Annotated in this window: 33 protein-coding genes; all 33 read left to right on the forward strand. The window is 40.3% G+C overall.

The features are described 5' to 3' along the window. The first annotated feature begins 59 nt into the window (after positions 1–59). Positions 60–263, forward strand: a complete 204-nt coding sequence (locus O1450_RS12400) for a hypothetical protein (protein WP_269228663.1) — start codon at positions 60–62, stop codon at positions 261–263. Beyond that, complete coding sequence (locus tag O1450_RS12405) at positions 260–679, forward strand: hypothetical protein (protein ID WP_269228664.1); 420 nt, start codon at positions 260–262, stop codon at positions 677–679. The genes O1450_RS12400 and O1450_RS12405 overlap by 4 nt, the downstream gene beginning before the upstream one ends. Further along, entirely contained in the window at positions 676–1,074 is a 399-nt protein-coding gene (locus O1450_RS12410; RefSeq protein ID WP_269228665.1) for a gp16 family protein, read from the forward strand. The genes O1450_RS12405 and O1450_RS12410 overlap by 4 nt, the downstream gene beginning before the upstream one ends. A gap of 1 nt (position 1,075) precedes the next feature. Beyond that, the gene (locus tag O1450_RS12415; protein ID WP_269228666.1) at positions 1,076–1,492 is read left to right on the forward strand and encodes a Mor transcription activator family protein; all 417 of its coding nucleotides are present in this window, start codon (positions 1,076–1,078) and stop codon (positions 1,490–1,492) included. A gap of 110 nt (positions 1,493–1,602) precedes the next feature. After that, on the forward strand, positions 1,603–2,067 hold the full coding sequence (locus O1450_RS12420; protein ID WP_269228667.1) for a D-Ala-D-Ala carboxypeptidase family metallohydrolase: 465 nt from the start codon (positions 1,603–1,605) through the stop codon (positions 2,065–2,067). Between the two features lie 3 nt (positions 2,068–2,070). Beyond that, a complete protein-coding gene (locus O1450_RS12425) occupies positions 2,071–2,652 on the forward strand; it encodes a DUF7940 domain-containing protein (protein WP_269228668.1) in 582 nt (193 codons plus the stop codon). Next, positions 2,649–2,993 carry a hypothetical protein gene (locus tag O1450_RS12430; protein ID WP_269228669.1) on the forward strand — a complete coding sequence of 115 codons (345 nt, stop codon included), beginning with the start codon at positions 2,649–2,651 and terminating at the stop codon, positions 2,991–2,993. Before O1450_RS12425 ends, O1450_RS12430 begins: the two co-directional genes overlap by 4 nt. Continuing rightward, a complete protein-coding gene (locus O1450_RS12435) occupies positions 2,990–3,301 on the forward strand; it encodes a hypothetical protein (RefSeq protein ID WP_269228670.1) in 312 nt (103 codons plus the stop codon). Before O1450_RS12430 ends, O1450_RS12435 begins: the two co-directional genes overlap by 4 nt. 2 nt (positions 3,302–3,303) lie before the next feature. Further along, positions 3,304–3,849, forward strand: coding sequence for a DUF3486 family protein (locus O1450_RS12440; protein WP_269228671.1), 546 nt, complete (start codon positions 3,304–3,306; stop codon positions 3,847–3,849). After that, positions 3,846–5,396 carry a hypothetical protein gene (locus O1450_RS12445; protein WP_269228672.1) on the forward strand — a complete coding sequence of 517 codons (1,551 nt, stop codon included), beginning with the start codon at positions 3,846–3,848 and terminating at the stop codon, positions 5,394–5,396. The genes O1450_RS12440 and O1450_RS12445 overlap by 4 nt, the downstream gene beginning before the upstream one ends. Positions 5,397–5,540: 144 nt before the next feature. Beyond that, a complete protein-coding gene (locus O1450_RS16565) occupies positions 5,541–5,720 on the forward strand; it encodes a Com family DNA-binding transcriptional regulator (protein WP_442865374.1) in 180 nt (59 codons plus the stop codon). Further along, complete coding sequence (locus O1450_RS12450) at positions 5,698–6,636, forward strand: DNA-methyltransferase (RefSeq protein WP_269228673.1); 939 nt, start codon at positions 5,698–5,700, stop codon at positions 6,634–6,636. Before O1450_RS16565 ends, O1450_RS12450 begins: the two co-directional genes overlap by 23 nt. A gap of 76 nt (positions 6,637–6,712) precedes the next feature. After that, the gene (locus tag O1450_RS12455) at positions 6,713–8,287 is read left to right on the forward strand and encodes a DUF935 domain-containing protein (RefSeq protein ID WP_269228674.1); all 1,575 of its coding nucleotides are present in this window, start codon (positions 6,713–6,715) and stop codon (positions 8,285–8,287) included. Next, complete coding sequence (locus O1450_RS12460; protein ID WP_269228675.1) at positions 8,287–9,882, forward strand: phage head morphogenesis protein; 1,596 nt, start codon at positions 8,287–8,289, stop codon at positions 9,880–9,882. Before O1450_RS12455 ends, O1450_RS12460 begins: the two co-directional genes overlap by 1 nt. An 11-nt stretch (positions 9,883–9,893) precedes the next feature. Beyond that, positions 9,894–10,184, forward strand: coding sequence for a hypothetical protein (locus O1450_RS12465; RefSeq protein WP_269228676.1), 291 nt, complete (start codon positions 9,894–9,896; stop codon positions 10,182–10,184). Continuing rightward, positions 10,184–10,627 (forward strand): phage virion morphogenesis protein, encoded by a 444-nt coding sequence (locus O1450_RS12470; RefSeq protein ID WP_269228677.1) that lies wholly within the window; start codon positions 10,184–10,186, stop codon positions 10,625–10,627. The genes O1450_RS12465 and O1450_RS12470 overlap by 1 nt, the downstream gene beginning before the upstream one ends. A 196-nt stretch (positions 10,628–10,823) precedes the next feature. Further along, entirely contained in the window at positions 10,824–11,891 is a 1,068-nt protein-coding gene (locus O1450_RS12475; RefSeq protein ID WP_269228678.1) for a phage protease, read from the forward strand. A gap of 2 nt (positions 11,892–11,893) precedes the next feature. Continuing rightward, positions 11,894–12,295, forward strand: a complete 402-nt coding sequence (locus O1450_RS12480; RefSeq protein ID WP_269228679.1) for a hypothetical protein — start codon at positions 11,894–11,896, stop codon at positions 12,293–12,295. Next, a complete protein-coding gene (locus O1450_RS12485; protein ID WP_269228680.1) occupies positions 12,292–13,203 on the forward strand; it encodes a Mu-like prophage major head subunit gpT family protein in 912 nt (303 codons plus the stop codon). Before O1450_RS12480 ends, O1450_RS12485 begins: the two co-directional genes overlap by 4 nt. A gap of 10 nt (positions 13,204–13,213) precedes the next feature. Next, positions 13,214–13,639 carry a gp436 family protein gene (locus O1450_RS12490; protein ID WP_269228681.1) on the forward strand — a complete coding sequence of 142 codons (426 nt, stop codon included), beginning with the start codon at positions 13,214–13,216 and terminating at the stop codon, positions 13,637–13,639. Between the two features lie 2 nt (positions 13,640–13,641). Beyond that, the gene (locus O1450_RS12495; protein ID WP_269228682.1) at positions 13,642–14,253 is read left to right on the forward strand and encodes a phage protein Gp37; all 612 of its coding nucleotides are present in this window, start codon (positions 13,642–13,644) and stop codon (positions 14,251–14,253) included. A gap of 11 nt (positions 14,254–14,264) precedes the next feature. Next, positions 14,265–14,948, forward strand: coding sequence for a hypothetical protein (locus O1450_RS12500; protein ID WP_269228683.1), 684 nt, complete (start codon positions 14,265–14,267; stop codon positions 14,946–14,948). Between the two features lie 27 nt (positions 14,949–14,975). Further along, entirely contained in the window at positions 14,976–15,269 is a 294-nt protein-coding gene (locus tag O1450_RS12505; protein ID WP_269228684.1) for a hypothetical protein, read from the forward strand. A gap of 83 nt (positions 15,270–15,352) precedes the next feature. Further along, entirely contained in the window at positions 15,353–15,748 is a 396-nt protein-coding gene (locus O1450_RS12510; RefSeq protein WP_269228685.1) for a hypothetical protein, read from the forward strand. Between the two features lie 9 nt (positions 15,749–15,757). Beyond that, positions 15,758–16,567, forward strand: coding sequence for a phage tail sheath C-terminal domain-containing protein (locus O1450_RS12515; protein WP_269228686.1), 810 nt, complete (start codon positions 15,758–15,760; stop codon positions 16,565–16,567). Between the two features lie 121 nt (positions 16,568–16,688). Then, the gene (locus O1450_RS12520) at positions 16,689–17,063 is read left to right on the forward strand and encodes a hypothetical protein (RefSeq protein ID WP_269228687.1); all 375 of its coding nucleotides are present in this window, start codon (positions 16,689–16,691) and stop codon (positions 17,061–17,063) included. Positions 17,064–17,068: 5 nt separating this feature from the next. Then, entirely contained in the window at positions 17,069–17,377 is a 309-nt protein-coding gene (locus O1450_RS12525) for a hypothetical protein (protein ID WP_269228688.1), read from the forward strand. 183 nt (positions 17,378–17,560) lie between these two features. Next, complete coding sequence (locus tag O1450_RS12530; RefSeq protein ID WP_269228689.1) at positions 17,561–19,855, forward strand: phage tail tape measure protein; 2,295 nt, start codon at positions 17,561–17,563, stop codon at positions 19,853–19,855. A 32-nt stretch (positions 19,856–19,887) separates the two neighbouring features. Beyond that, complete coding sequence (locus tag O1450_RS12535; RefSeq protein ID WP_269228690.1) at positions 19,888–20,436, forward strand: hypothetical protein; 549 nt, start codon at positions 19,888–19,890, stop codon at positions 20,434–20,436. 79 nt (positions 20,437–20,515) lie between these two features. Continuing rightward, a complete protein-coding gene (locus O1450_RS12540) occupies positions 20,516–21,739 on the forward strand; it encodes a DNA circularization N-terminal domain-containing protein (protein WP_269228691.1) in 1,224 nt (407 codons plus the stop codon). Next, positions 21,729–22,865: a phage baseplate assembly protein gene (locus tag O1450_RS12545; protein ID WP_269228692.1), complete on the forward strand. Its 1,137-nt coding sequence runs from the start codon at positions 21,729–21,731 to the stop codon at positions 22,863–22,865. Before O1450_RS12540 ends, O1450_RS12545 begins: the two co-directional genes overlap by 11 nt. Next, positions 22,862–23,302, forward strand: coding sequence for a phage baseplate assembly protein domain-containing protein (locus O1450_RS12550; RefSeq protein WP_269228693.1), 441 nt, complete (start codon positions 22,862–22,864; stop codon positions 23,300–23,302). Before O1450_RS12545 ends, O1450_RS12550 begins: the two co-directional genes overlap by 4 nt. Next, entirely contained in the window at positions 23,302–23,676 is a 375-nt protein-coding gene (locus O1450_RS12555) for a hypothetical protein (RefSeq protein WP_269228694.1), read from the forward strand. The genes O1450_RS12550 and O1450_RS12555 overlap by 1 nt, the downstream gene beginning before the upstream one ends. Positions 23,677–23,678 lie beyond the last annotated feature (2 nt).

The raw sequence follows: 23,678 nt of genomic DNA on the forward strand, positions 1-23,678 counted from the left end.
AAAATTGAAGATTTAGAGAATTTACCGCCTGAAGTGGTGGAAAGTTTGGGAGAAGTCGCATGATTAAAACCAAACTGAAGAAAATTACTGAATCCAATCAAAATAAAGTTACAAAGCAATGTGAAGCTGAAGTCGCTGTATGGAAACAGATTGAGGCAAAGGACTATAACACCGCTTTAACAGATTATTTTGATTTCTCGGTTCACCTGTTAGTTGAATTAGCTGATGCACGTGCAAAGCTGGCAAGGTTAGGTAAAAAATGAAAACTTTAACTAAAGCTCAAAAGGACTTTGCTATTGAACGGCTCAAAAGCCAATGGAAACAAGTAAAACTGAAGTGCGACGGTCACACCGTAGACCTTCAGTTGGTTCAAGTAAAAAATACGAAGCTTGCAATCAGTGTTTATGTAAATAGCTATTTTAAAGGTGTTTGGTTCACTAAACCTGATGAGCATGTGGAAAGTAAATTTTTACCGATTATTACCAAGGCATTTTATAGCTCAGTGGAAAAGAAAAAAATTATCAAAGAATTTGGAAAACGTAACGCCTATAAATATTTTCCTAATTTAGATAAGAAATATGTCGGAAAAGGTAGTCATTTCCTATCAGGACGTACAGCAATCAATCACCTGATCAAAGTTAGTGACTCTATTGAGCTGGTGACGGAGATGCCAGCATGATCAGCCGTAAAAACAGGATTGCTGCAATTCACATGGGCAAAAAGTCGCTTGGTCTTGATGATGATACCTACCGTGACATGCTTGAGCATGTCACGGGCAAGCGATCTGCTAAAGACATGAGCGATGATCATCTTATTCATGTTTTACAGCACATGGAGACTTTGGGTTTTAATCAACGTAAAGACTTCGGGCAAAAGCCTAAAGTCAAACTTTCTAAAGAGCAGCTTATAGCAAAGATTGAAGCATTGCTTGCTGATGCGGGCAAGCATTGGAACTATGCAATCGGTATTGCCAAAAAGATGTTTAACAAAGAAGCGTTAGAATTTTGCACTGAGCATGAACTTTGGAAAATTGTAGCGGCATTGGAATATCAAAAAAAACGGGGGGCAAAATAAGATGAATGATGAATTTTTAGATAAGTTACCCGAAACGTTAAAAACGATGGTTCGCTTAACTGATCTAACGACTACGCTTGCCATAGTTCAGCAATATGGCGGGCGTGATTTAAAACTACCCACGACAAAAATGGTGAATGACCGTCATGAGCTGGCGCACCTGATCGGTTTTAATAATCTCAAAAAAATCTGTGAATATTGGAATGGGGATATGATTTATATTCCCTATGCCCGCGAATATGCCGAATATTTGCGACATGAAAAAATACGTCTTGATAGTGAAAAGCTCCATGATGATGAGGTCGCTAAAAAGTATGGAATTAGTTCACGTTGGGTTAGAGAGTTAAAACGAAGATGGAAGCAGCCCAAGCAGCAAGACGGAAAAAATAATGACAGACAGCTTGATATGTTTGATTGATTAAAAGCCACATTTAAAAATGTGGCTTTATTTTTATAGGAACTCATTCCATCTAAACTACTTAAATTATAAATATAAAAATGTACCCAATAACAAAATTGGGGTTACTCATGCAAGTCACAAAGAATTTTACATTAGCCGAGTTATTACATAGTAATACTGCGGTTCGTAAAGGGATTGAAAATATCCCATCTACTGATCATCAAGCAAATTTGATTACAGCTTGTCATGAGCTATTCCAGCCGACGCGTGATGTATTGAATAAACCTATTTTAATTAGTTCAGGCTATCGTTCAATTGCCGTGAATAAAGCTGTTGGGGGTAGTAAATCATCGGCTCATTGTGTTGGTTATGCGATTGATTTTATCTGTCCCTCATTTGGTACGCCTAAAGAAGTTGCAACATTTTTGGCTGAAGAATTAACAAAGCGCGGCATTAAATTTGATCAAATCATTCTTGAGTTTAATGAATGGGTTCACATTGGTTACAAAAGCCAAAAAGGTGAACAACGTGGGCAAGTTCTAACGGCTAAAAAAGTAAAAGGCGTAACTGAATATTCTCAAGGGATTAAATAATTCATGACCAGTAAAGTTAAACGCCCTGCCCGCCCTTTGGCACAGCTCAATAGAGTTGAACGGCATATTAAAAAGCAAGTTCAGATGTCTAACATCATTGAACGCTTACATGCCGAACATAATGAGCAGTTGGATTTCACTCACGAACAAGCCCTTAAAGAAGGTTACAGTGCTGGACGTTTGAAAGGTGAAAATGAGCTTGCTAATCAAAAATCAACTTTAGAAAAAGCGCATAGAAAGCAGATGCTTGAGCAGTCTTTAGCTCATAAAGCCAGCGTTTCAACATTAAAAAATGAAATTGATTTTTTAAGTTCTGTTAATGCTAAAGATGCTTCATTTTTTGAACCACAACAAAAGTTTTTGGTCGAAAACTGGCGACATGGTTGGAAATGGATATCTACGTGGGCATTTGGGTTGATCACAGTAGCAGCAACAGTACCGATCCCGCCTGAAGTTTTAGCGGTATTGCCTGATCACATCCGCTTAGCCGTGATTGCTGGTATTGCAATCAGTGGCGGGATTCTACGCTTTGTCAATCAATCTAAACCGTTGCCCCCTGCTGATGATAATAAGGGGGCTGCATGACATTCCAGCTTGAAGCCTATCAAGTGTTTTTAATCCTTGCCACAGTCATTGGGTCTGTGGTCGGGATGGTTAAAATTTTGGGTAATCAGATTAATCGCAACATTCAGCAAAACTTTGAATCTACAAATCAAAAAATTGAAGAAGTTGCCAAGCAAGCCGCCAAAGGTCAGGAAGAAATTCGCGCTTTGGAGCGCCAATTTTTAGAGTTTAAAGCGGATATGCCTTTTCGCTATATCGCACGTGATGACTATATTCGTGGTCAAACCGTACTTGAATCAAAGCTCGATGCTTTGGCTGAAAAATTAGAGAAAGTACAAATTAAACAAGGGGTTCAACAATGAGCTTTGATGTTCAAAAAATCCGTCGCGAAGGGATGCGCTGGCACTTATTAAATGCGTTGGACAAAGCCCGACCATTGGGGGCGTTAGATACGTTGCTGCTCGATGTGATGCAAGCAATTTATTCAGATACTACCCCTCAAGAGTTGCACATCCAACTGGACTATCTACAAGAGCGTAAGATGGTCGAAATCACAAAACGCCCCGATGGTCATTGGCACGCAAAGCTTGATCGTCTTGGTATTGATTGTGTTGAGTACACGATTGATTGCCAAGCTGGTATTGCACGCCCTGAAAAATACTGGAAGTAATTATGGGGCGTGAGTCTGCAATTGATCAATTAAATCCTGAAGATAAGCAATGGCTAGATCGTCGCTTTATGGATTGTGGCTTTAATGGCTATGAAGAAATTGCAGCCATTTTAGCTGAACGTGGTTACAACGTTGGCAAATCCAGCGTACACCGCTATGGACAGAAACTTGAGCAAAAGTTAGCGGCAATCCAAGCCAGCACACAAGCCGCTTTGCTGTTTAAAGACGCTGTCAAAGATGATGGTGAAGCACTTAACTCTGCAATGCTTTCAATGGTTCAGTCTGAATATTTCGAGTGTTTTATTGCTTTGCAGCAGTTGAATGAAAACACCAAACCTGAAGAACGTCTAACGTTGTTGGCTAAAGTTAGTAAAGGTGTTGCGGAAATTTCCAAAGCTTCAGTGAATCAGAAAAAATGGGAATTGGAAGTTCGTGACAAGGTCGAAGCTGCTGCCAAAGCGGTTGAAAATATTATTAAAAAAGGCGGTCTATCCAAAGAATCGGCTGCTGAAATTCGATCTCAAATTTTGGGGATTGCGAAAAAATGACGATGAACCCGACCCCACTTGCCGACTTGATGCCTGAGTTTGACCGCGTTCCAGCGGTCTTATTGCCGTACCAACAGCAATGGGTAGCAGATGATAGCCCGCTTAAAATTGCGGAAAAGTCTCGTCGTATCGGTCTGACTTGGGCTGAAGCTGCTGACGTTGCATTGATTGCGTCAACTGATCGAAACGCGGGTGGACAGAATATCTATTATGTTGGCTACAACAAAGATATGACTGTCGAATTTATCCAAGCCTGTGCAATGTGGTCAAAAGCTTATGACCTTGCTGCGGCTGAGATAGAGGACGGCATTTGGGAGGACGGTGATAAACAGATTCAAACGTTTATTATTCGTTATCCGAAATCGGGTTTAAGAATTGAAGCGCTCACCAGCCGACCATCTAACTTGCGTGGTCGACAAGGTATTTTGGTACTGGATGAAGCCGCGTTCCATGATGACCTAGATGAGCTGATTAAGGCGGCTATGGCTTTCTTAATTTGGGGCGGTAAAGTTCGGATTATTAGTACACATGATGGTGAAGATAATCCGTTTAATGTACTGATCCAAGAGATTAGAGCTGGAAAGCGTAAAGGTACAGTACATCGAGTCACCTTTCATGAAGCTGTTGAACAAGGGCTTTATAAACGTGTTTGTATGCGTAAAGGTACGGACTACGATTTAGAAGAAGAAAAAGTCTGGGTAGAGGAAATCTATTCATTCTATGGTGACGGTGCTACTGAGGAACTGGATGTAATTCCTAGCAATGGTGGCGGCAAATGGCTATCCGTTGCTTTACTGAATAAGCGTAAAAACTTTGATATTCCTGTTTTACGGTTCACAGCTCCAAAGCATTGGGAGCATCAAGATACGTCTGAGATCAGCCGTATGGTTGAGATGGAAGAATGGTTTAATGAACATCTTAAACCATTACTGGAAGCGCTGCCTCGACAAGAGGAAAGCTACTACGGCTTAGACTTTGCACGTAAGAAAAATGCTTGTTCACTTTGGATGAACCAGCGTAAACAAGACGGCAGACGCTATTGCCCATTTGTTTTTGAAATGTTTAACGTGCCGTATAAGCAGCAAGAAAAAGTCATGCTGCTTATTTTAGCTATGTTGCCGAACCTAAGAAAAGGCGCACAAGATGCCACGGGTAACGGTGGCTTTTTAGCTGAAGCATTAAAGATTGTATACGGTGAACGTATTGAAGCAGTCATGCTGAATGAGGGCTGGTATCGAGAGAATACACCGCATTTCAAAGCGGCTTTAGAAGATGGTGAAATTATTGATATGCCAGCGGATCGGGATATTCAAGAAGATCATCGGGCATTTGTATTAGTTAAAGGCGTTGCCCGTATTCCTGAAGCTGGAAAGTCTAACACTGATAAAAACCGACATGGTGATAGTGGTATTGCTCACTTGCTTTGTGACTTTGCAAGTTGCAATCCTGAAGCTCCAATTGAATTTATGTCTATTTCAATAAACCTAGATTCTGATGAGTTCGGTGATGATTTAGAAAGCTTACTTTCAGATTTTAAATATATGTAATTGAACGGGGTGACGTTAGATTGCGGGAACAATCTAACGCCCCTTTATGACAACCTAAGCTTGTCGCAAAGCAAAGCCCCGCTACTGTGATCACAGCAGCGCAAGGCTAACAGTAATTCTAACGCTACGCGAGAAGGTAAACCGATGGAGCATATTAAATGCAATTCATGTGATCGACTTTTACTCAAAATTGGGTATTTTGATGAGATTGAAATCAAATGCCCACGTTGTAAAACTTTAAATTATTTGAGCGTCAAGAACGCCTTGCCCGATTGCCCAGAGCAACGATGGGATAAAACCAGTGTTACAGGACAAACAAATTAATTTGTTTAAAACCGATTGTTTAACATTATTGAAGCAACTACCTGATCAGTCGATTGATGCCATTGTCACTGATCCTCCTTATTTCAAGGTCAAAGAAGATGCATGGGATCGCCAGTGGAAAAATGAGGATACTTTTTTTGATTGGCTTGAAAGTATTGTTTCTGAGCTTGCACGTGTTTTAAAGAGAAATGGCTCACTTTATTTATTCTGTTCAAGTCACTTACAGCATAGAACAGAATCAATTATTGCCAAGCATTTTAAAGTTCTAAATCATATTTTATGGGTTAAAACTTTTGGTAGACACATGGCTTGCCACCCCCCAGCATTACGACGTTATTTTTCTCAGACTGAAAGCATTATTTTTGCCGAACATCGTAATGCTATAAAACCTGATGGATATGTATGCGAAGCTGTTTTACAGTATTTACAAGAACAATGGAAAGCGGCTGGTCTAAAATATCGTGATGCTGAGTTAGTTGTTGGATCGATTGCTCGTCATTACTTTTCACATTCGCAGTGGCTTATGCCTACGCGTGAAAAATATCTATTGATGCAGAATCATGTTGGTCATGATTATTTGAAATTATCTTATGATGAATTACTTGCATTAAAACAGGCTGATCAATATCAATTTGATAAGTCTAAATTACGTTGCTTTACTCCACCAACTAAAGCTGATTTAGTCAATCGTTCTCATACTAATATTTGGACGTTTGTACCAGTTCAATATTATGAAGGTAAACATTCATGTGAAAAACCAAGTGCGATGCTTGATCATATTTTGCTGACTAGTACCAAAGAAAATGACATTGTACTCGATGTGTTCGCAGGGAGTTGCAGTACAGCTAAAGCTTGCTTAAAGCTCAATCGGAAATTTATTGGTTGTGATTTAGATGATCGTTATTTCATTAAATAAATTGGAAGTAGTTCCATCTAAACAATAAAATCCTAAACATCAAAAATAATGCCAATATCAGTATTGGCATTTTTTTATGGCTAAGAAAGACAAAAATTCTAAAGATAATCGCGCTGCTTTAGATGCCCCGCAAACTGCCGACATCGGCTGGATCAATCAGCAAGACCATCCTGCACTCAATCTAACGCCTGCCCGCCTAAATCAACTGTTACGAGCTGCTGAAGCTGGTGACTTAACCGCACAAGCCGATCTTGGTGCGGATATGGAAGAACGTGACGGTCATATTTTCAGCGAATTAGATAAACGAAAACAAGCCGTTAAATGCCTTGAATGGTCAGTAATACCACCTAAAAATGCATCAACAGAAGAAACAAAATTAGCTGCTGAAGTACAAGAATGGATTGATGATATTGAAGATTTTGAGACTGTAATCTTTGATGCACTGGATGCGATTGGTCACGGTTATAGCTGTCAAACAATCGAATGGAAACGGGTTGGTAGCTTAATACTACCCGCATCTTTTGAGCATTGCTTAGCCCGTGATTTTAAAACACCGTTAAATAAACCGAATGAATTACGGCTCAATGATTATTCAGTTGATGGGGCTGAGTTTTGGGATTATGGCTGGCTGAATCATTTCCATAAAGCAAAGTCGGGCTATATTTCTCGTTCAGGTTTACACCGTGTTTTATGTTACCCGTACTTATTTAAAAATTACGGTGTTAAAGACATTTTAGAGTTTTTAGAGATTTACGGCTTGCCAATTCGTGTTGGTACGTATCCCGCTGGAGCAACCCCACAAGAAAAATGGACGCTATTAAAAGCAGTTTTAAGTATTGGTCGAGATGCAGGCGGTATCATCCCACAAGGTATGAAAATTGATTTTCAGAAAGCCGCAGATGGTGACACTGAAAATCACATGGGTTTCATTAAGTGGTGTGAACAAACTCAATCTAAAATCATTGTTGGTGGTACTTTGCTCAGTCAAGCAGATGGCAAAACCAGTACCAATGCACAGTCTAAAACCCATGAGCATGGTTTTAAAACAGTAACAAAATCAGATGCAAAGCAGCTCGCACGATCTATAACGGGTACATTAATTGATTATTTAATGCGTTTAAATCGTCCCAATATCAGCAAAGATCGTTATCCAAAGTTTAAATTTGATACTAACGACATTGAAGATATTGAGACTTATAGTAAAGCATTGCCTGAACTGGTTGATATTGGAATGCAAATTCCCGCTGATTGGGCGCATGAAAAACTAGGCATTCCACAGCCTAAAGATAAAAATACAGCGGTTTTATCCCGTGCAACTCAGCAAAGCATTGCTGCAAATAATCAGCAATTTAAAGGTTTTCGCTTAGCCGCATTGTCTCAACAACTTCAAACAGAACTATTTCAAGATCAAGTCGCGTTAGATGATGCAATTAATCAGTTAGATAGTGGAAAGCTTAACGCTCAAGCGCAAGTCATGATTCAGTCTATCCTGAAGCAATTAGAAGCAGCGAAAACGATTGATGACGCGCTGGGCATTATTGCAAATATCAGCCCTGACCGAACCGCAGATCAGATGCAAGAGATGCTTGCTAGTTTGTTATTTGCGGCTGAGACGTGGGGTGCAATTTCTGCTCAAGCGGAGTTGCAATAATGCCCGCACTTGATTCTAAAACGTTACATGGTTTTTTTGGTCAGCCACCTGAAGCCGCGATTAGTTATTTAGAAAATAAGCAATTAATACCTACAAAAAACTGGTACGACATACGTGATGCTGCCCATAATCAAGCGTTCACAGTTGCAAATCTCGCGCGGATCGACTTGCTAGGTGACATTAAGCAATCATTAATTGATGCTCAGAAGAAAGGGCTAACGTTAGAAGAATGGCGTAACAATATTACGCCTACGCTGCAAAAAAAGGGCTGGTGGGGTAAAGATGATCAAGGTCGAGACATGGGTAATCCGTGGCGACTTGAGACCATTTACCGAACAAACCTACAAGCTGCTTATATGGCGGGTCGTCGGCATGAAATGCTTCAAGCGACTGATACGCACCCTTATTGGCGATATATTGCCATTATGGACAATCGTACTCGTCCAGCTCATAAAGCATTGCATGGGCGTGTCATGCGGGCTGATGATCCCGCTTGGGATACTATTTTCCCTCCTTGTGGTTGGAATTGCCGTTGTCGTGTTTCACCGATGAAGGCTGGAGCTGTAGAGCGTGGCGGCTATACAATCGAGTCAAGCGAGGGGTATTTATTTACTGACGTTGTGAGCGTTAGTCATAATGAATCGGCAAATATTACGCGGCTTAAACTCCCAAGTATGGAGATTCCTTTTAAGACTGACGCTGGTTTTAATGCTGCCCCGTCCACAGGCGCAACAACTCAACTGATTAAAAAGACTGCCCCCGATATTATTAAACAGTTACCAGAGCATCCAGTTTTTAGTCCATCGAATGCTACTGTTGATGATTTTGTAAAGCTTGGTCAGCAACGTTTAAATGATGTGTTTAATATTCCAGCGACAGCAAATAAAAGCATCAAAGAAATTTTAGAATCAGCTAAGTCACCAGTGGATTATTTAGAACATCATGAAAAAGTACAAAAATGGGTCGTTAGAGAATTAGAGCGAACTCGACAGGCTGGCACAGTCAAAGCTGAAATCAAAGGCGGTGCGCAAGCTAAAAATATGATGAAAGAAGCCACTAAGGGATACCCCGCTTCGTGGGTGAAAGCGGCAAATGAATACGGCAAGTTGAATGTAAAATATAGTACAGATCGTGGCTGGGCTTATACATCACAAAAAGCTGAAATGGTACGATTGCCTAAATTCGGTGTTTTAAAAACAGAAAAAGGCGAAGGCTTTATTGTTGCGGGTAATATCAGTACAGCGGTACATGAGTTCGCGCATCGTATACAAGCTGCCCGCCCTGATCTTGATGACCTATTTCAACAAGAACATCGACTACGCACCAAGCATGAGAAGCTACAAAAACTTAGTGATCTAACGGGTATTAAAAGCTATGCAGCAACAGAACTTGCAAAGCCCGACGGTTATTTTGATGCTTACATGGGCAAAGAGTATAAAGATTCAGTCGGACATGAAGCGTTAGAAGTTATGACGATGGCATTGCAACCAATCTTGGGGGTTGAGAGACGTGATGCTAAAATGTTATTTGATATGTATAAAAAAGATACGCGTATGCTAGAATTAGCACTTGGCATCTTATTTCACTGTTTATAAAAGGAGGCAGTATGGATATTGAATTAAAACATAACGATTCTGTCGTCTCTTTGGCGTGGGATCAAGAGAAAGGCAAGCTTGCTGGTGATGATGAAACCATCCGTCAAATTACTAAACTCGCTCAATATGCAATTGAAGACGGGTACATAGCTCATGTCATTAATGGCGTTAATTTTCCTGTTACCGATCCTTTAAAAAATAAAGATGAACTTGCTTTAGTTCTTGCGTTTTTGGACTTTAGCTGTGAACAATTGCCCGTTCCAGTTGTTAATTCTGATCATTCTGAGATTGTTATTTATTAATGCAAATCATCATCGACGATTCTGCTTTACAACAAAAATTAGAAGATGCTGCCGACAAACTAGCCGACACAACCCAACTTATGCAGCGTATTTCTATGACGCTGTTAAATGTTACTGAAGAAAATTTTAATGCTGAAGGTCGCCCCAAGTGGGCTGGTCTCAGCACTGCTTATGCAGCAAAACGTAAAGCTGGAAAAATTCTACAAGTGTCAGGACAGCTCGCGGGGAGCTTAACAGCATTTCATGGCGCGGATCATGCGGGTGTCGGTTCTAATAAAGTTTATGCAGCGATTCATCAATTCGGTGGAATGGCTGGTCGTGGACATAAAGTAAATATCAAAGCCCGTCCCTATTTACCAATGGATGCGAATGGAAATTTACAACAAGAAGCGTATGTTGAAGTCGCTGAAACAATAGATTTATATTTAAAAAGTATTTTATAAGCCCGCATAACAAATAAAACTAGCGTTAGACAGCGTTAGATAGGCGTTAGAAACTTTGATAAGAATAAAAATGATAAATGATAGCTTTGACATTTATTCATGTCTTAAATCGCATCTTATTAGCTTTTAAAAATCAAAAAACTATAGGAACTGATTCCATCTAAACCGCCCTTTTTGTCTCTGTCATTCTTGAGACATGAAAACAAAACTTTTAGTCGCTGCATGCGCATCCGCCCTAAACCAATCTGAAGAATGGTTGGTCATCATCCCTGAAGGCAACTTTAAGGGGATAGATGGTCGTCCTTTTGAAGCAGATTCTTGGTTCTTAACGCCTGATCGTGGTCGTCAGATTGTTGCAGCTTTAAATAGCCGCAAAATCGACATGGTTGTGGATTATGAACATGGAACTCTCAAATCAAAAGAAACGGGTGAACCCGCACCTGCGTCTGGCTGGTTAAAAAAGTTCACTTATATAGAGGGGGTTGGAATATGTAGTTCGGATTTCAAATGGACGGATAAAGCTCAAAGCTTTATTGATGCTGAAGAATATAAGTATTTATCCCCTGTTTTTTCTTATACCACAACTGGCGAAGTCACAGGCTTATTGTGCGTCGCTCTAACAAACACACCGAATCTTGACGAGTTGCCTGCATTACTTGCAGCCGCAGCACAGGATTTATTTGCCCAAAATAATCAACAGGACGAGAGTTCAACCATGAATGAAGAACTTTTAGAGCGTTTGCGTTGGATGCTGAATTTACCAGTATCAGCAACCGCTGAAGAAATCATTGCTGAGCTTGCTAAGTTGCAAAGTCAGATCAGTGAAAAAACTGGCGTTGCTGTGGCAGCGAATAGCAAGAATTTATTTGATGCGCTTGCTGCTATTGATCAAATCAAGATTGCTGCAAACAGTCAGCAAAAGCCTGATTTGTCTCAGTACGTACCAATTGGGGTTGTTACCAGTTTGCAAAATGAAATTGCAACTTTAAAAGGTGCAGCCCAAACGAATGAGATTGAAACACTCATTATCGCGGCATGTGCTGATGGGCGTTTATTAGGTGAAGGTATGAAAGATTGGGCGACTAATCTTGGTGAATCGAATCCTCAAGCTCTAAAAGAGTTTCTAGATAAAGCGCCAAAAATTCCAGCATTGAACGGCAAGCAAACTGAAACGATTGCAGCCAACAGCCAACAAAAACCGAACCAACATACAGCCGAAGATTTAGCAGTTGCGGCAATGTTTGGTCATAGCTTGGATAATTAATTATGACAGCAGCTATTTCTGACCGTAATACGCCCCGTCGTGAGCGCGGGCTATTAGTTGTCGCAATTGCAGCAGCAACCACAGTGCATAACGGCTTGATTGCTTGTGTTAATGCAAATGGTTATGCGGTGGAAGGTTCGACAGCAACAGACCTAATTTATTTAGGTCGCTTTGAAGAAACCTTAACCAATGCAGGTGCGGCTGGTGATGTTTCAGTGCGTATTCGCACTAATGAAGCTTTCCAATTTGAAAACAGTGCTACTGATCCAGTGACACAAGCGAGCTTCGGTGCATTTTGTTACATCGAAGATAACCAAACCGTTGCTAAGACGGATGGCGGTGGTACTCGTTCTAAAGCTGGTCGAGTAGTTGGTATTGATGAACATGGGGTATGGGTAGAATGAATGTAAACGCGGCAGCTTTGTCTGCAATCTTTTTAAATTTAAGTACGGCTTATAACAATACTTTTAAAGATGTAACAACGTCTTATCAAAAAATCGCCATGACCGTACCAAGTACAAGCAAATTTATGGATTACCGCTGGTTGGGTAATTTCCCAAAAATGGAACGTTGGGTTGGTAAAAAAGTTATCAGCAAATTAGCTGACTATAACTATGTTGTTGTCAATGAAAACTTTGCAGCAACAATCGAAGTGAGTCGTGATGATATTGAAGACGATGAACTTGGTATCTATAAACCACAAGCCGAATCAGCAGCTTGGTCTGCAAAACAGTTACCCGATGAATTAGTTTGGGAAGCAATCAATAAGGCTTTTACAGCTAAATGTTATGACGGCAAACCATTTATCGCAACTAATCACCCAGTTGGCGAAAAAGAATCATTTAGCAATAAAGGGACTAAAAAGCTTTCAATTGAATCATTAGCTAAAGCTCAAGGCTCTTTTGGTGCTGCTCGTACTCAAATGATGAGCTTGAAAGATGATAAAGGTCGTCCGTTGAATGTAAAGCCAAACCTGTTGGTTGTACCCGTCGCATTGGGTGATACAGCCCGCGCGTTAATGACCGTTGATCGTTTGGAAGATGGTAAGCCGAACCCATACAAAGGCGTTTGCGAAGTCCATGAAGAACCGCGTCTCACTAATGATGATGCGTGGTTCTTAATGGATGTAACTAAGCCAATTAAGCCTACGATTTATCAAGAGCGCAAAAAACCAACTTTTGTACAGATGACCAATCAGGATTCTCCAAATGTATTTATGGAGGGTGTTTATTACTTTGGCGCAGAAGCTCGCGGCGCGGTTGGCTACGGTCATCCTCAACTTATCTATGGTTCTAACGGTACTGTCGACTAAGGGGTAATTTATGGGCTATATCACACGTCAAGACATGATCGACAAATATGGCGAGCGGGAAATTATCGAAATTACAAATCAAGGGAAAGGTCTCGCCATTGAGATTGATTTTGTAAAACTCGATAAAGCAATCGCGTCAGCTAGTAGCCAAGCGGATGGTCTTTTAGCTGGTCGTTATCCGATGCCATTGCAAAAAGTGCCTGAGTATCTAGTCGATATTCTGTGTGATATAGCCCACTACCGTTGCTCTGTTGGGACAAATCTAACCAAGGATTCAAAAGAACGTTACGAGCAAGCCGTTAAAGACCTAAAAGATATTGCCAAAGGCGGCGCTGCTTTAGGTGGCTCTGTGGCTGGTGAATCTAGCCCTACTCCTACATCGTCAAATAATGTCATGTGGTCAGTTGGTCGTCGTGATTTTGGACGAGGTTATTGATTATGAATTTATCACTCATTGAACAAGGAATAAAAGATGCGATTAAAGCTTTGGGTCGTGAGTATATCGCTTCAATTGAAACTTATGGGGGTGACTTTGATGAAGAAAGCTTGCCACAAACTGTTAGGAATTTTCCTGCCGTTTGGACTACTTTCCAAGGAAGCGGTAAGCCTGAACACCTGTCAGCAAATAGTTTTAGTGTACCGTTGGTGTTTGTTACGTTGGTCGGCGCACGTTCGTTGCGTAATGAAGAAGCAACGAGACATGGCGTTGAAGTGGATGGGCAGTCTTTCAGCATCGGAACGTTTCAGTTGTTGCAAGACGTGCAACTTGCATTATTAAACAATAATTTAAAAGCGTATGGGGTGTGCGGCATCACCCCTTTCACAATGGGCAAAATTGATAAAGTTTTTGATAAACGCACTCAAGGCGCAGCTATTAGCGTTTTTGCTCAGCAATGGCACACAACATTCACAATTAAAAAATCCGCTTCAGATCATGACATTGACGCTCCTGAAGCGGATTGGATGCAAAAAGTAAATATTGATTATTTCTTTAAACCAAGTGAAGACAACAACGAAGATGCTACAGATCTCGTGTTGTTGGATAAATAGCGAGTTAAAAAATGAATTTTGAAATTAGTACTGAGGTTAATTTAGATATGACAGTTCGTATTACTGGGCGAGATCAAGCCACTGGTCAAGATATTGCTAAATTAAATGCTTTGATGAAAGCAGTGGAAGACTTAGGCGGTACGATTACTTTGCCTGATTCTAACGGTGGTAATAATAATGCTAGTGGTTGGGAATTAACGAATGCAAGCTTGGCAAATGGTGTCCTAACTTACACTGGCGGAATTTTTGAAGAAGAAGGCACAGGTAGCACGTTCAACGGCTTGTTTGTCAAAAAGTCCCTCGCAGTTGGTGAGTCTGCAACAGTCGGTTTTAAGTTCGCATCTGCTGACATTACATATTTAGCTTTTGCTGTAGATGATGGCGTGAAGTCGGGTTCTTATAGCGACTTTAGTGCAGTTATTCTTCAAAACAACTTAGCAGCTCGCTTAGTTGCAAATCGCGATTGGTCAGATGAACATAAAGTCGATCTGCTAGACAACACAACTTACACAGCACGAATTGAGCGTACAGCGATTGATACTGTTGCTTTAAGTGTTTCTGATTTAAACAATAATTTGTTGAAAGAACGTACTGTTACGATTGCTGAAGCTGACTTAAACCGCGTTTGGTTAAGTGCGCATTTTGCAAATGTGAATACTGTTTTCTCGACTGAATTAACAACTCAAGCTTCGTAAAAAAAGCCGCATAAAAAAGGAGTTGAAATGAGTATTCCAAGCAGTATCCGAACACCTGACACCTATATGGATGTCAATTTGAATGCACAGCGTAGCGGACTGCCAGCTAACATTCATCGCATCTTATTCATTACTGATGATGTTCAGCCAGATTCGACAGCTATGCCTATTTCGATTTATGACAAAGCTCAAGCAAATACCATTTTCGGTGGTACTGCTATTGCACCAGCGGAAGCTAGTCGAATGATCACAGCAGCGGTTAAGACCAATCGTATTGTGGATGTACAAGTTTTGGGAAAGTCGCTACCAGTGGAGATCTGAATTGTTTAGCAACATCAATAAACACTTCATTTCCTGAGTTTTTAACGAATGTTCCTAATGCTGTTTATTATTTAAGTTTTGAAGTGACTGAAAATAATATAACCACGACTAAAACAGCATTTTTTAATTCAGATACATCAAAAATTTATACTTACGATGCAATTTTTTCAGAGTTAATGACAGCGAGCGGTTATCAAAGCGTAGCCGCACCTGTGGGTGGTTGGTCTAACTTAACTTCTGTAGTTAGGTTAGATGTAGGCGATAATACATTGACTGGTTTTGATCAGAATGATTTCAGATGGTCTAATAATCCTAGACCGTTAGATATTTTATTTATTGAAACGCCGAATGATCAGCTCGTAAGTGTAAATGGATTACAAGCTATTGATTTATACCCGATGTTGAAAGCACCGAATGGAAATGCCCCAACTATGATCCACAGTTGCGGCTACGGTAATACGGGTTCAACTCACGTGTGAGACTAATAAATGTCAATTCAAGAAACAATTGCTCCTTTAGGGCATACCATAATTGCGTTATCTGCCCCTATTATTGGGGCAAACATGGCAACTAAAGCATTAGAATGGGCAACTTATTTAAATGAAGTAAGCGGTGCTATTGAGCAACGTCCAGCAATTTTGATTGTGCCCTTTTCTAATGTTGATGATGCTCAAGCATTTGCAGCTATAGCACCAGTTAAAACGAATTATCGGTTTGTAGCTGCTTGTTATAATGGCGCATTTGATCAAGTACCCGAAATTGCAGCTACAGTCGCAGCAGCTTTGGCAGATTCTAATGATCCCGCTGTACCATTCAACGGCTATAACCTAGCTGGATTGAAGCCCGTGGATGATCAGTACAAACTTACTTGGGATCGTACTGAAACTGCATTACGTGCAGGCGTTTGTATGATTGCGACTGGTGCAGATGGTGTGCCTGAGATTGTCCGCGCGATGTCAACGTATCAAGCTAATCCAGCGAATGGCGATCCTGATGATATTGTCGCGGATATTAATGGTGCTTTAGTGTTGGACTATACGCGAAAAGTAGTTCGTCAAGCTGTGCGTAAAAATGGTCGTCGTAAGAATACGGTTCGTCAACGTAAAAACTTACGCTCATTAATCTTGGTTGAATTACTCAAGCTTGATGATGCTGAAATTTTACAAAACGTCCGTGAACGTGCAAATGAATTGCGTGTACTTGAAGACAGAACAGATCGTTCACGCGTCAATGTTCAAATTCCAGCAGATTGGGTGCGTGGTATGCACGTCATCGCAGCAACGTTAGATGTTTATTAAATTCTAACGCTAAACTTTAAAAAGCCGCTTAATTGCGGCTTTTTTATTGGAAGCAGTTCCATCTAAACAACGAATTAGACAACAGCAACAATAAGACATCTTTTATAAAAAGGATTAGCAAATGTCTGATGATGAGTTAGTCGGTACGATTGTTTTATATGTTGATGGTCAAGAAATTGATTGTGCTTCTGTCAGTACCAATCTACAGGGTCTGCGGAAAGCAGTTAAGACAATGAATAGTAAAGGTCATGCGAATAAATCTGCAAGTACGACTTCAGATGGTTCAATTCAAATTGATGCTTTTATCCCCAAAAAAGGTGCGGTAGATTGGGGAAGAATTAGCGGTGCGACAGTGATTATTGAATCACAAGATGACGGCTCATATCGTGAAGTATATAGCGGTGTAGGTGTGGTCACTGTTGGTAAAAAATATTCTGTTGATGGTGAAGCAACTCAGTCTCTTGATTGTTTCTATAAAGATTATGTAGTTGAGTAATAAATATGAATATTTTTGTTGATGGTGCTTTACCCGTTGCTATCAAAGTGATAGCTGGTGATAAAGAGTTAAAGTTAAAGAAGTTTGAAATGTCTACTTTAACTGTGCGACAAGCGTTAGATTTACAATCAAAATTAAAACCTGATCAATATACAGGCATTGCTGAAGTATGTGAGCAAACAAAGCTTGTTGATGAGAGTGGTAATTGTCATGAGCTTTCTTATGAAGCCCTTATGTCATCTAGTTCACAAAACTTAAACTGTCTAACAACTAAAAAAGCCGAACTTGATGCAAAGGAACAAGCCGAGAGTTAAGTAGCATTGCTGTGTTAATCGGTGCATTACTTAAAGTTGGTGTGCCATATAGCGAAGCTCTAATAATGCCAGTGCCCTTAGCACTGGCATTGTTAAATGGACTTAGTAAAAATGGGCGGCAGAACAATTCCCATTCAAATGGTGGCATCCGTAAAGTAGCAACTAGACGTAAGAGTAAAGAGAATGAGTAACGGCAATACAACAGTCAACTTAACGTTAAAATTGCGCGGGCAACAAGCAAAACAAGTGCTTGAGCAAATGAATAAAGCTCAAGAACGTTCTGCTGCTGAATTGCTTAAAACAAACCGTTATTTGGAAGGTGTATTAAGACAACAGGCTCAACAAACAGGTATACAAGCTCGTCAATATCAACAGATGAATACGCTTGTACAGCAACAACGCAGCGCACTTACTCAAACGGCTACACAAACTCAAGCAAGCTTACGCACAAATCAATTATTAGAACGTGTGTTGCAGCAACAAGTTAGACAATCAACTCAACTAACACAACAAACTAGAAATCAGAATCGAGACTATCAATTACAAGTCAATATGTTGCGTCAACAAGCTGCTGCTGCTGAGCGTTTACGTCAACAACTTGAAGCAGCTAGTCGTGCCCAACGTGATGCCGCAGGCGGCGGACGTATGGGCATGATTGGTGGTATCGGTGGCGGTATTGCTGCTGGCGCAATGGCTGCTTATGCGATTACTAAAAATCCATTAGAAAAAGCTCGGTCATTTGAAACCAAAATATTTGATGCGAATACCAGTATCAACGGTGGTTATTCAAATATGACCCACCAGCAAGTAGTTGCTAGTAACTTGCAGTTATCAGGTTATGCCCGTGATGCCGTAAGACAGGGTCACGGGACAGTTGATGGTATCGGTGATGCTGCTGGGATTCTTGCTGCATCGGGTTTATATAAGAAAGTAGATGAGTTAAAAGTTCCATTGCTTGCAATTGCTAAAACTGCATTTGCAAATGGTGCTTCTGAGCAAGACGTTGCTATGCTAACGCAACAAATTCGCCAGTTTGGTATTGTACCTGATCGTACCCAAGTTGCGTTGGATCGAGCTACACAATCAGGATTCTCAGGCGGTTTTGAGCTTAGAGACATGGCTCGCTTCTTACCCGAAGTTTTACCTTTTGCGAAGACCGCTGGTTATAGTGGTGAAGAAGGTCTTAATCAAGTCACTACTCACATGCAGTTAGCACGTAAGTACACTGGGTTACCATCTCAAGCAGCTGATAATATGAAGGATTTATATAACCTGTTTTCACAGGGACATTTTGCGTTAAGCATTGGTAAATACATTAAATTACAGGATGGCGATCCGCTCAAAAAGATCGGTTTAAAAGGAAATCGCACTGGATTTGATATTACGACATATCTAGCAAATCAAAAATTGAAAGGCGTTGATACAGTTACAGCAACAGTCATGCTGATGAATCGACAATTATCTAAAAATAAGCGTTTTGTAGAACTACAGAATCAAATTGCAACGGCTGAAAAATCAGGCGACCAAGGTAAAGCTATCAGTCTTAAACAAGAAGCTGCAAATATTATTGCTGCTGGCGAGTTTGGGAAGATTTTTCATAACCAACAATCTTTATCAGGTTTAATGTCAATTATCACAGGCTTAAACAATGGTGACTTTGATCGAATTTCTAAACAATCATGGAATGGTGTGGGTAGTAATGAAAGAGTTGCAAAAGAAAAGTCAGTGATTGAACCAGCACAAGCCCACGCCTTAGAGCAAGAAACTATTCTTGCAACGATCAAAGTTTACGATCAGGTCAAAGGTACACTTGGAGGATTTGAAAGTGGTTTAAAAGATACTATGGTAGCAAATCAAGCACTTGCAGCATCTGCTTTGGCTGCTGCTGGAGTTTTATCAGTTCTAGCCGCTACTGGTGTTGGCGCTAGAATGGCTGGAGGTTTGGGTGGAAGTGCTGGCGGAGGTGCTTTAACAGCTTTAGCATCAAAAGCAGTGCCATTTTTGAGAAAATCCGCTGCGCCTATTGCTGTTGGTGCTGGGGCGTATGAATTGTATGACACAGCACAAAATGACTCGCTCTCGCAATATCAAAAAAATATCAATTACTCTAAAACAGTTGGCGGTACTGGTGGTGCATTGGCGGGTGCTGCGGCAGGTGCTGCATTGGGTTCAGTTGTTCCAATTCTAGGCACTTTAGTTGGTGGGCTTGCAGGCGGTGCTTTAGGATATTGGGCAGGATCAGAAGGTGGTGAAGCTTTTGGTGAATATTTTAATGAACAAAATGGAATTATGGAAAATCAATCACAACTTTTAGAAGAACAGAATAAACAAATGGGGCAAGTAGTTAAAGAACTACAAAAGCTCCCCAATGCACTGAGCGGTGCAATCAATGTTAATTTTAGCAATTTTGGCTTAAATACTGGTAATCGTGAGGGTGCAGTTCCGACTAAACCTTTGGTTTTTCAAAACCCTTATTGATATAGTATTTTCTTTTTTATTAATCGGGATATATGAAAAAGCTTATTTTAGTTGCATGTATTAGCTTATCTATTATGGGGTGTTCTAAGAGTGAGCCAACACAAGCACCCACCCCATCTGAGCAAACACAAACAATACCAGCAGAACAATCAATAATAACTGAACAAGAAGCTCAGAGTTTTGCTAAAAATATATACAAGAAAATAGAACTTGATGAGCCAGTTATAAAAAAAGCTTATGAATCAAAACAGTTTTTGATATTAGACCAATACTCAAAAACATTTATTGCTTTTACAGAAAAACCCTATGGCGAAAAAGAAGCTAAAAAAGAATATGGTCAGCGTTATTTCCCTGAAGACCCTATAACTGAACCTTATGCAATCTGTGATAGAGCATTAAATGAATTGGGATCACTTGCTAATACTATGAAAATGGCATTGAAATCTGATTCAAATGAATTAACACAAGCTTTAAAAGAAAAAGAAATCTATTTCGAAGAATCAAAACATATCTGTAAAACTCGAATTAACATGAGTTATCAGCAAGCTGCTGAAGCTTATGAGAAAAGCGATAGCCTTTAATTTTTTAGGAACTAGTTCCATCTAAACTATATAAACTAGATTTTAAATAATAGCCTTATCGTTGGATTGGGCTTTTTTTATGGGCTGGAAAACAGATTTACAGCAAGCAAGTTTTAGAGGTGTGAAGTTTGATTGTGTATCAACAAACAATAGCATTTCTAAATCTTTGGCTGTACAACAAGCACCCTACTCTAACGATGCAAAAATAGAAGATATGGGGAACGATGCCGAGAGAATCAGCATGCGTATTTTCCTTTCAGGCACTGACTATCTTATCTATTTAGATGCCCTAAAAGCAGCGTTTGCAATGGCTGGTGAAGGTGAATTAATTCACCCAATCGACGGTATTAAGAGTGTGCATGTTCAAAACTGGAACATTGTGCATGGTACAGAAACCGTAGACGGCTGTGATATTGATGTCGACTTTCTTGTTGCTAAAGCTGAGCGCAAAACATTATTTATTCCGCGTAGTTTACCGCCTGAATTAAAATATACTCACGTTATTCTAACGCCAGCGGCAGCATTTCAAAGTGAACTAGAGAAATTAAAAAAACTTGATCCTAATAAGTTCTTTAAAGTCATTAATCGCATTCGCAACGGTTTACAGAAAGCAAGACGGTTTTTAAATACTGTGCGTGCCAAGATTGATAATTTCTTGTCTCCACCTAAATGGGCGGTTGGCTTAGTTGATGATGTTGTACGTTTAGCGACATTTGAACTTAATGATATTTCAGCGATCAGCAAATGGCGCTCAATGTTTGATCGTATTAAACGTGTCAGTAAGATTTTTGAAGATGATGATGATCAGCTAGATAGCCCAGCATTTAAGCAGCTATGGAGAGCTGTTTCCGTAGCATCGAATGCCGCTATTGTTCAAACTATCGTCAAGCAAACACGCTCGAATCTATCAAAAAATCAGAATCAACAAGATACAACTTATGTGATGACACCTATCGACTTGGCTGTCATTCGTCAACAAGTACGCAAAGATATTCAAGCGGTAATTGTTGCAGAACGTGAAATTACTCAAGAGCAAGCTAAGCAATCAAATATTGATCCAGCTTTACAAGTCGCTCAATACAAAACTTTAGCAAACGATGTACATGAGCAAATACAAGCATTAATTGAAACACGTCCGCCGATCCGTAATACACCAGTTTTATTGCCGTGTACTGCCCATTGGCTTGCCCATCAATTATATGGGGATATGAATCGGGCTGAAGAAATCAAGCATTTAAATCCGACTGTCGTGAATTTTGCTGTTCTGAGATCAGGCATGGAGTTAATTACTTATGCAAGATAATCACGGCATTGAAATTAAACTTGCTATAGGCGGCTTTGAATGTGGCGACTGGGACGATGTAGTTATAGACAGTCAAATTGATGTGCCCGCTGATGGGTGGTCTATGACTTTGTTTAATCCTCCTGTTGGAAATTTACCGCCTAATGTTAAAGCTGGAGCTAAAGCAGAGATTTACTATGGTAGTGAATTAATTCTAACGGGAATTGTAGATCGACTGACTGAAGCTGTCAGCCGATCAGGGCGCGCTTTACAGATTACAGGGCGTGACATGGTGGGTCAGCTCATTGACTGTTCTGTGCCAATTAAAAATTCAAGACAGGTCAATTTATCAACTCTACTAGAGCAATTTGTACTTGCTGATCTCAGCTCTATTTTTGAAACAGTGCGAGTACAAGATGATAAGTGGCTGAAAAATAAAGTTACGGTTGAACCGAGTGAATCTCTCTATGACGCTATCGCTAAAGCGGCACAGGTCACTGGTCAATTCGTTTGGTACGATGTAAAAAATGGGTTGCAAATTGGTGATCCATTTAAATACTCAGATCAAAATATTCAGACTTTAAAGCTGATGCGCTCAGGTGTTGATAACAATGTCATTAGCATGAGTTATGAAGAAGATGTTTCTAACGTTTTTAATGAGATCAAGATACTCAGTCAAGACGAAAAAGGCGGTGCTATTTCTGCAACTACGACAGCAAATACCCCTTATTCATTTAAGCGTCTAAAAATAGTCACTATGAGTGATATTGAAACACAAGCAGAAGCTCAAGCGGCTATCAATAAGATTCAGCATGATAATGATTTAGAAGCTTACACGCTCAGCGCTATCGTTCCCGACTGGACGATTGGCGGTCAAGTCTGGAAAACAGGCGGTCAAATCAATCTACAAACTGACGTACTCATTCGTGCGAATGCGACTTGGGTCATCATGGGGCGCACGCTTAAATTGTCACGTAACAACGGCAAATCAACAGAGTTGAAGCTTAAACGTAAAGGCGATTGGGTACAGCCGTTGACCCATAAAGAACCTGAATCTAAGCCAAAAAAAGCGAAAAACAAAAAAACAAATGCTGATCTTGGATTAGATGAGGGCGGTTACGGCACGTATCACGGAGATCAAGAATGAGCAAAATCTCAAGAGCTATTAATCAAGTTCGGCAAGCATTTTTCGGCATTATTGCCCGCGCTGGGGCTAAGGCACAAATTACGGGCAACGATGGCGAAGTACTGGACGAAATGGAAATTATCCAACAAGTCGGTTTTAGCTCATGGATACCTGAAGGCAGTCGGGTGGTCATTATTCCATTACTTGGAAAATCATCAAGATCAGTCATTGTGGGTTCTACTGAAGCACCAGTGATGATCACGGTATCTGAGGGTGAAACCTGTATTTATGATCAGTTTGGTCATCAAATTTTACTCACTGGGTCGGGTGTGAAAATCAAAGGTAGTGTACAAACCGATCAAAATTTTGATGTTGCTACAGGTGCAACGGGTACTTTTACGTCAGCTATGGGGCAAATTATTACTGTCGCCAACGGCATTATTGTAGGAATCGGATGATGACTGGATTAAATACAGAATTTCTTAATGCACTTAAAGAACAAGCTGAAGGTTGTAATTCTTGTGCTGATTTACAAGAAGTATCAGCAAAGATTTTAGCAACATTAAATACGCAACTGTCGGCGATTACTGAACAGCTTGCGTTTTTAGAGCCTTTGCAAGATTTACTTCAGTTGCCGACATCGCCAGCAGATGTAATTGATTGGGTTGAAAAACTTGTTAAAAGTCTTATTGAACCGATGCTGAAGCCGATGCTCTCGTATCAGTTGCAGTATGTTCAATTAACAGCATTTATTGCTGAAATGACGCAAGTGATTCAGAGCCTATCTGCTAATTTTACAAGTTGTGAAATTACACCCCAGTCAATGGTGTAAAC

The sequence above is a fragment of the Acinetobacter sp. TR11 genome (genome assembly GCF_027105035.1).
Classification (GTDB): Bacteria; Pseudomonadota; Gammaproteobacteria; order Pseudomonadales; family Moraxellaceae; genus Acinetobacter.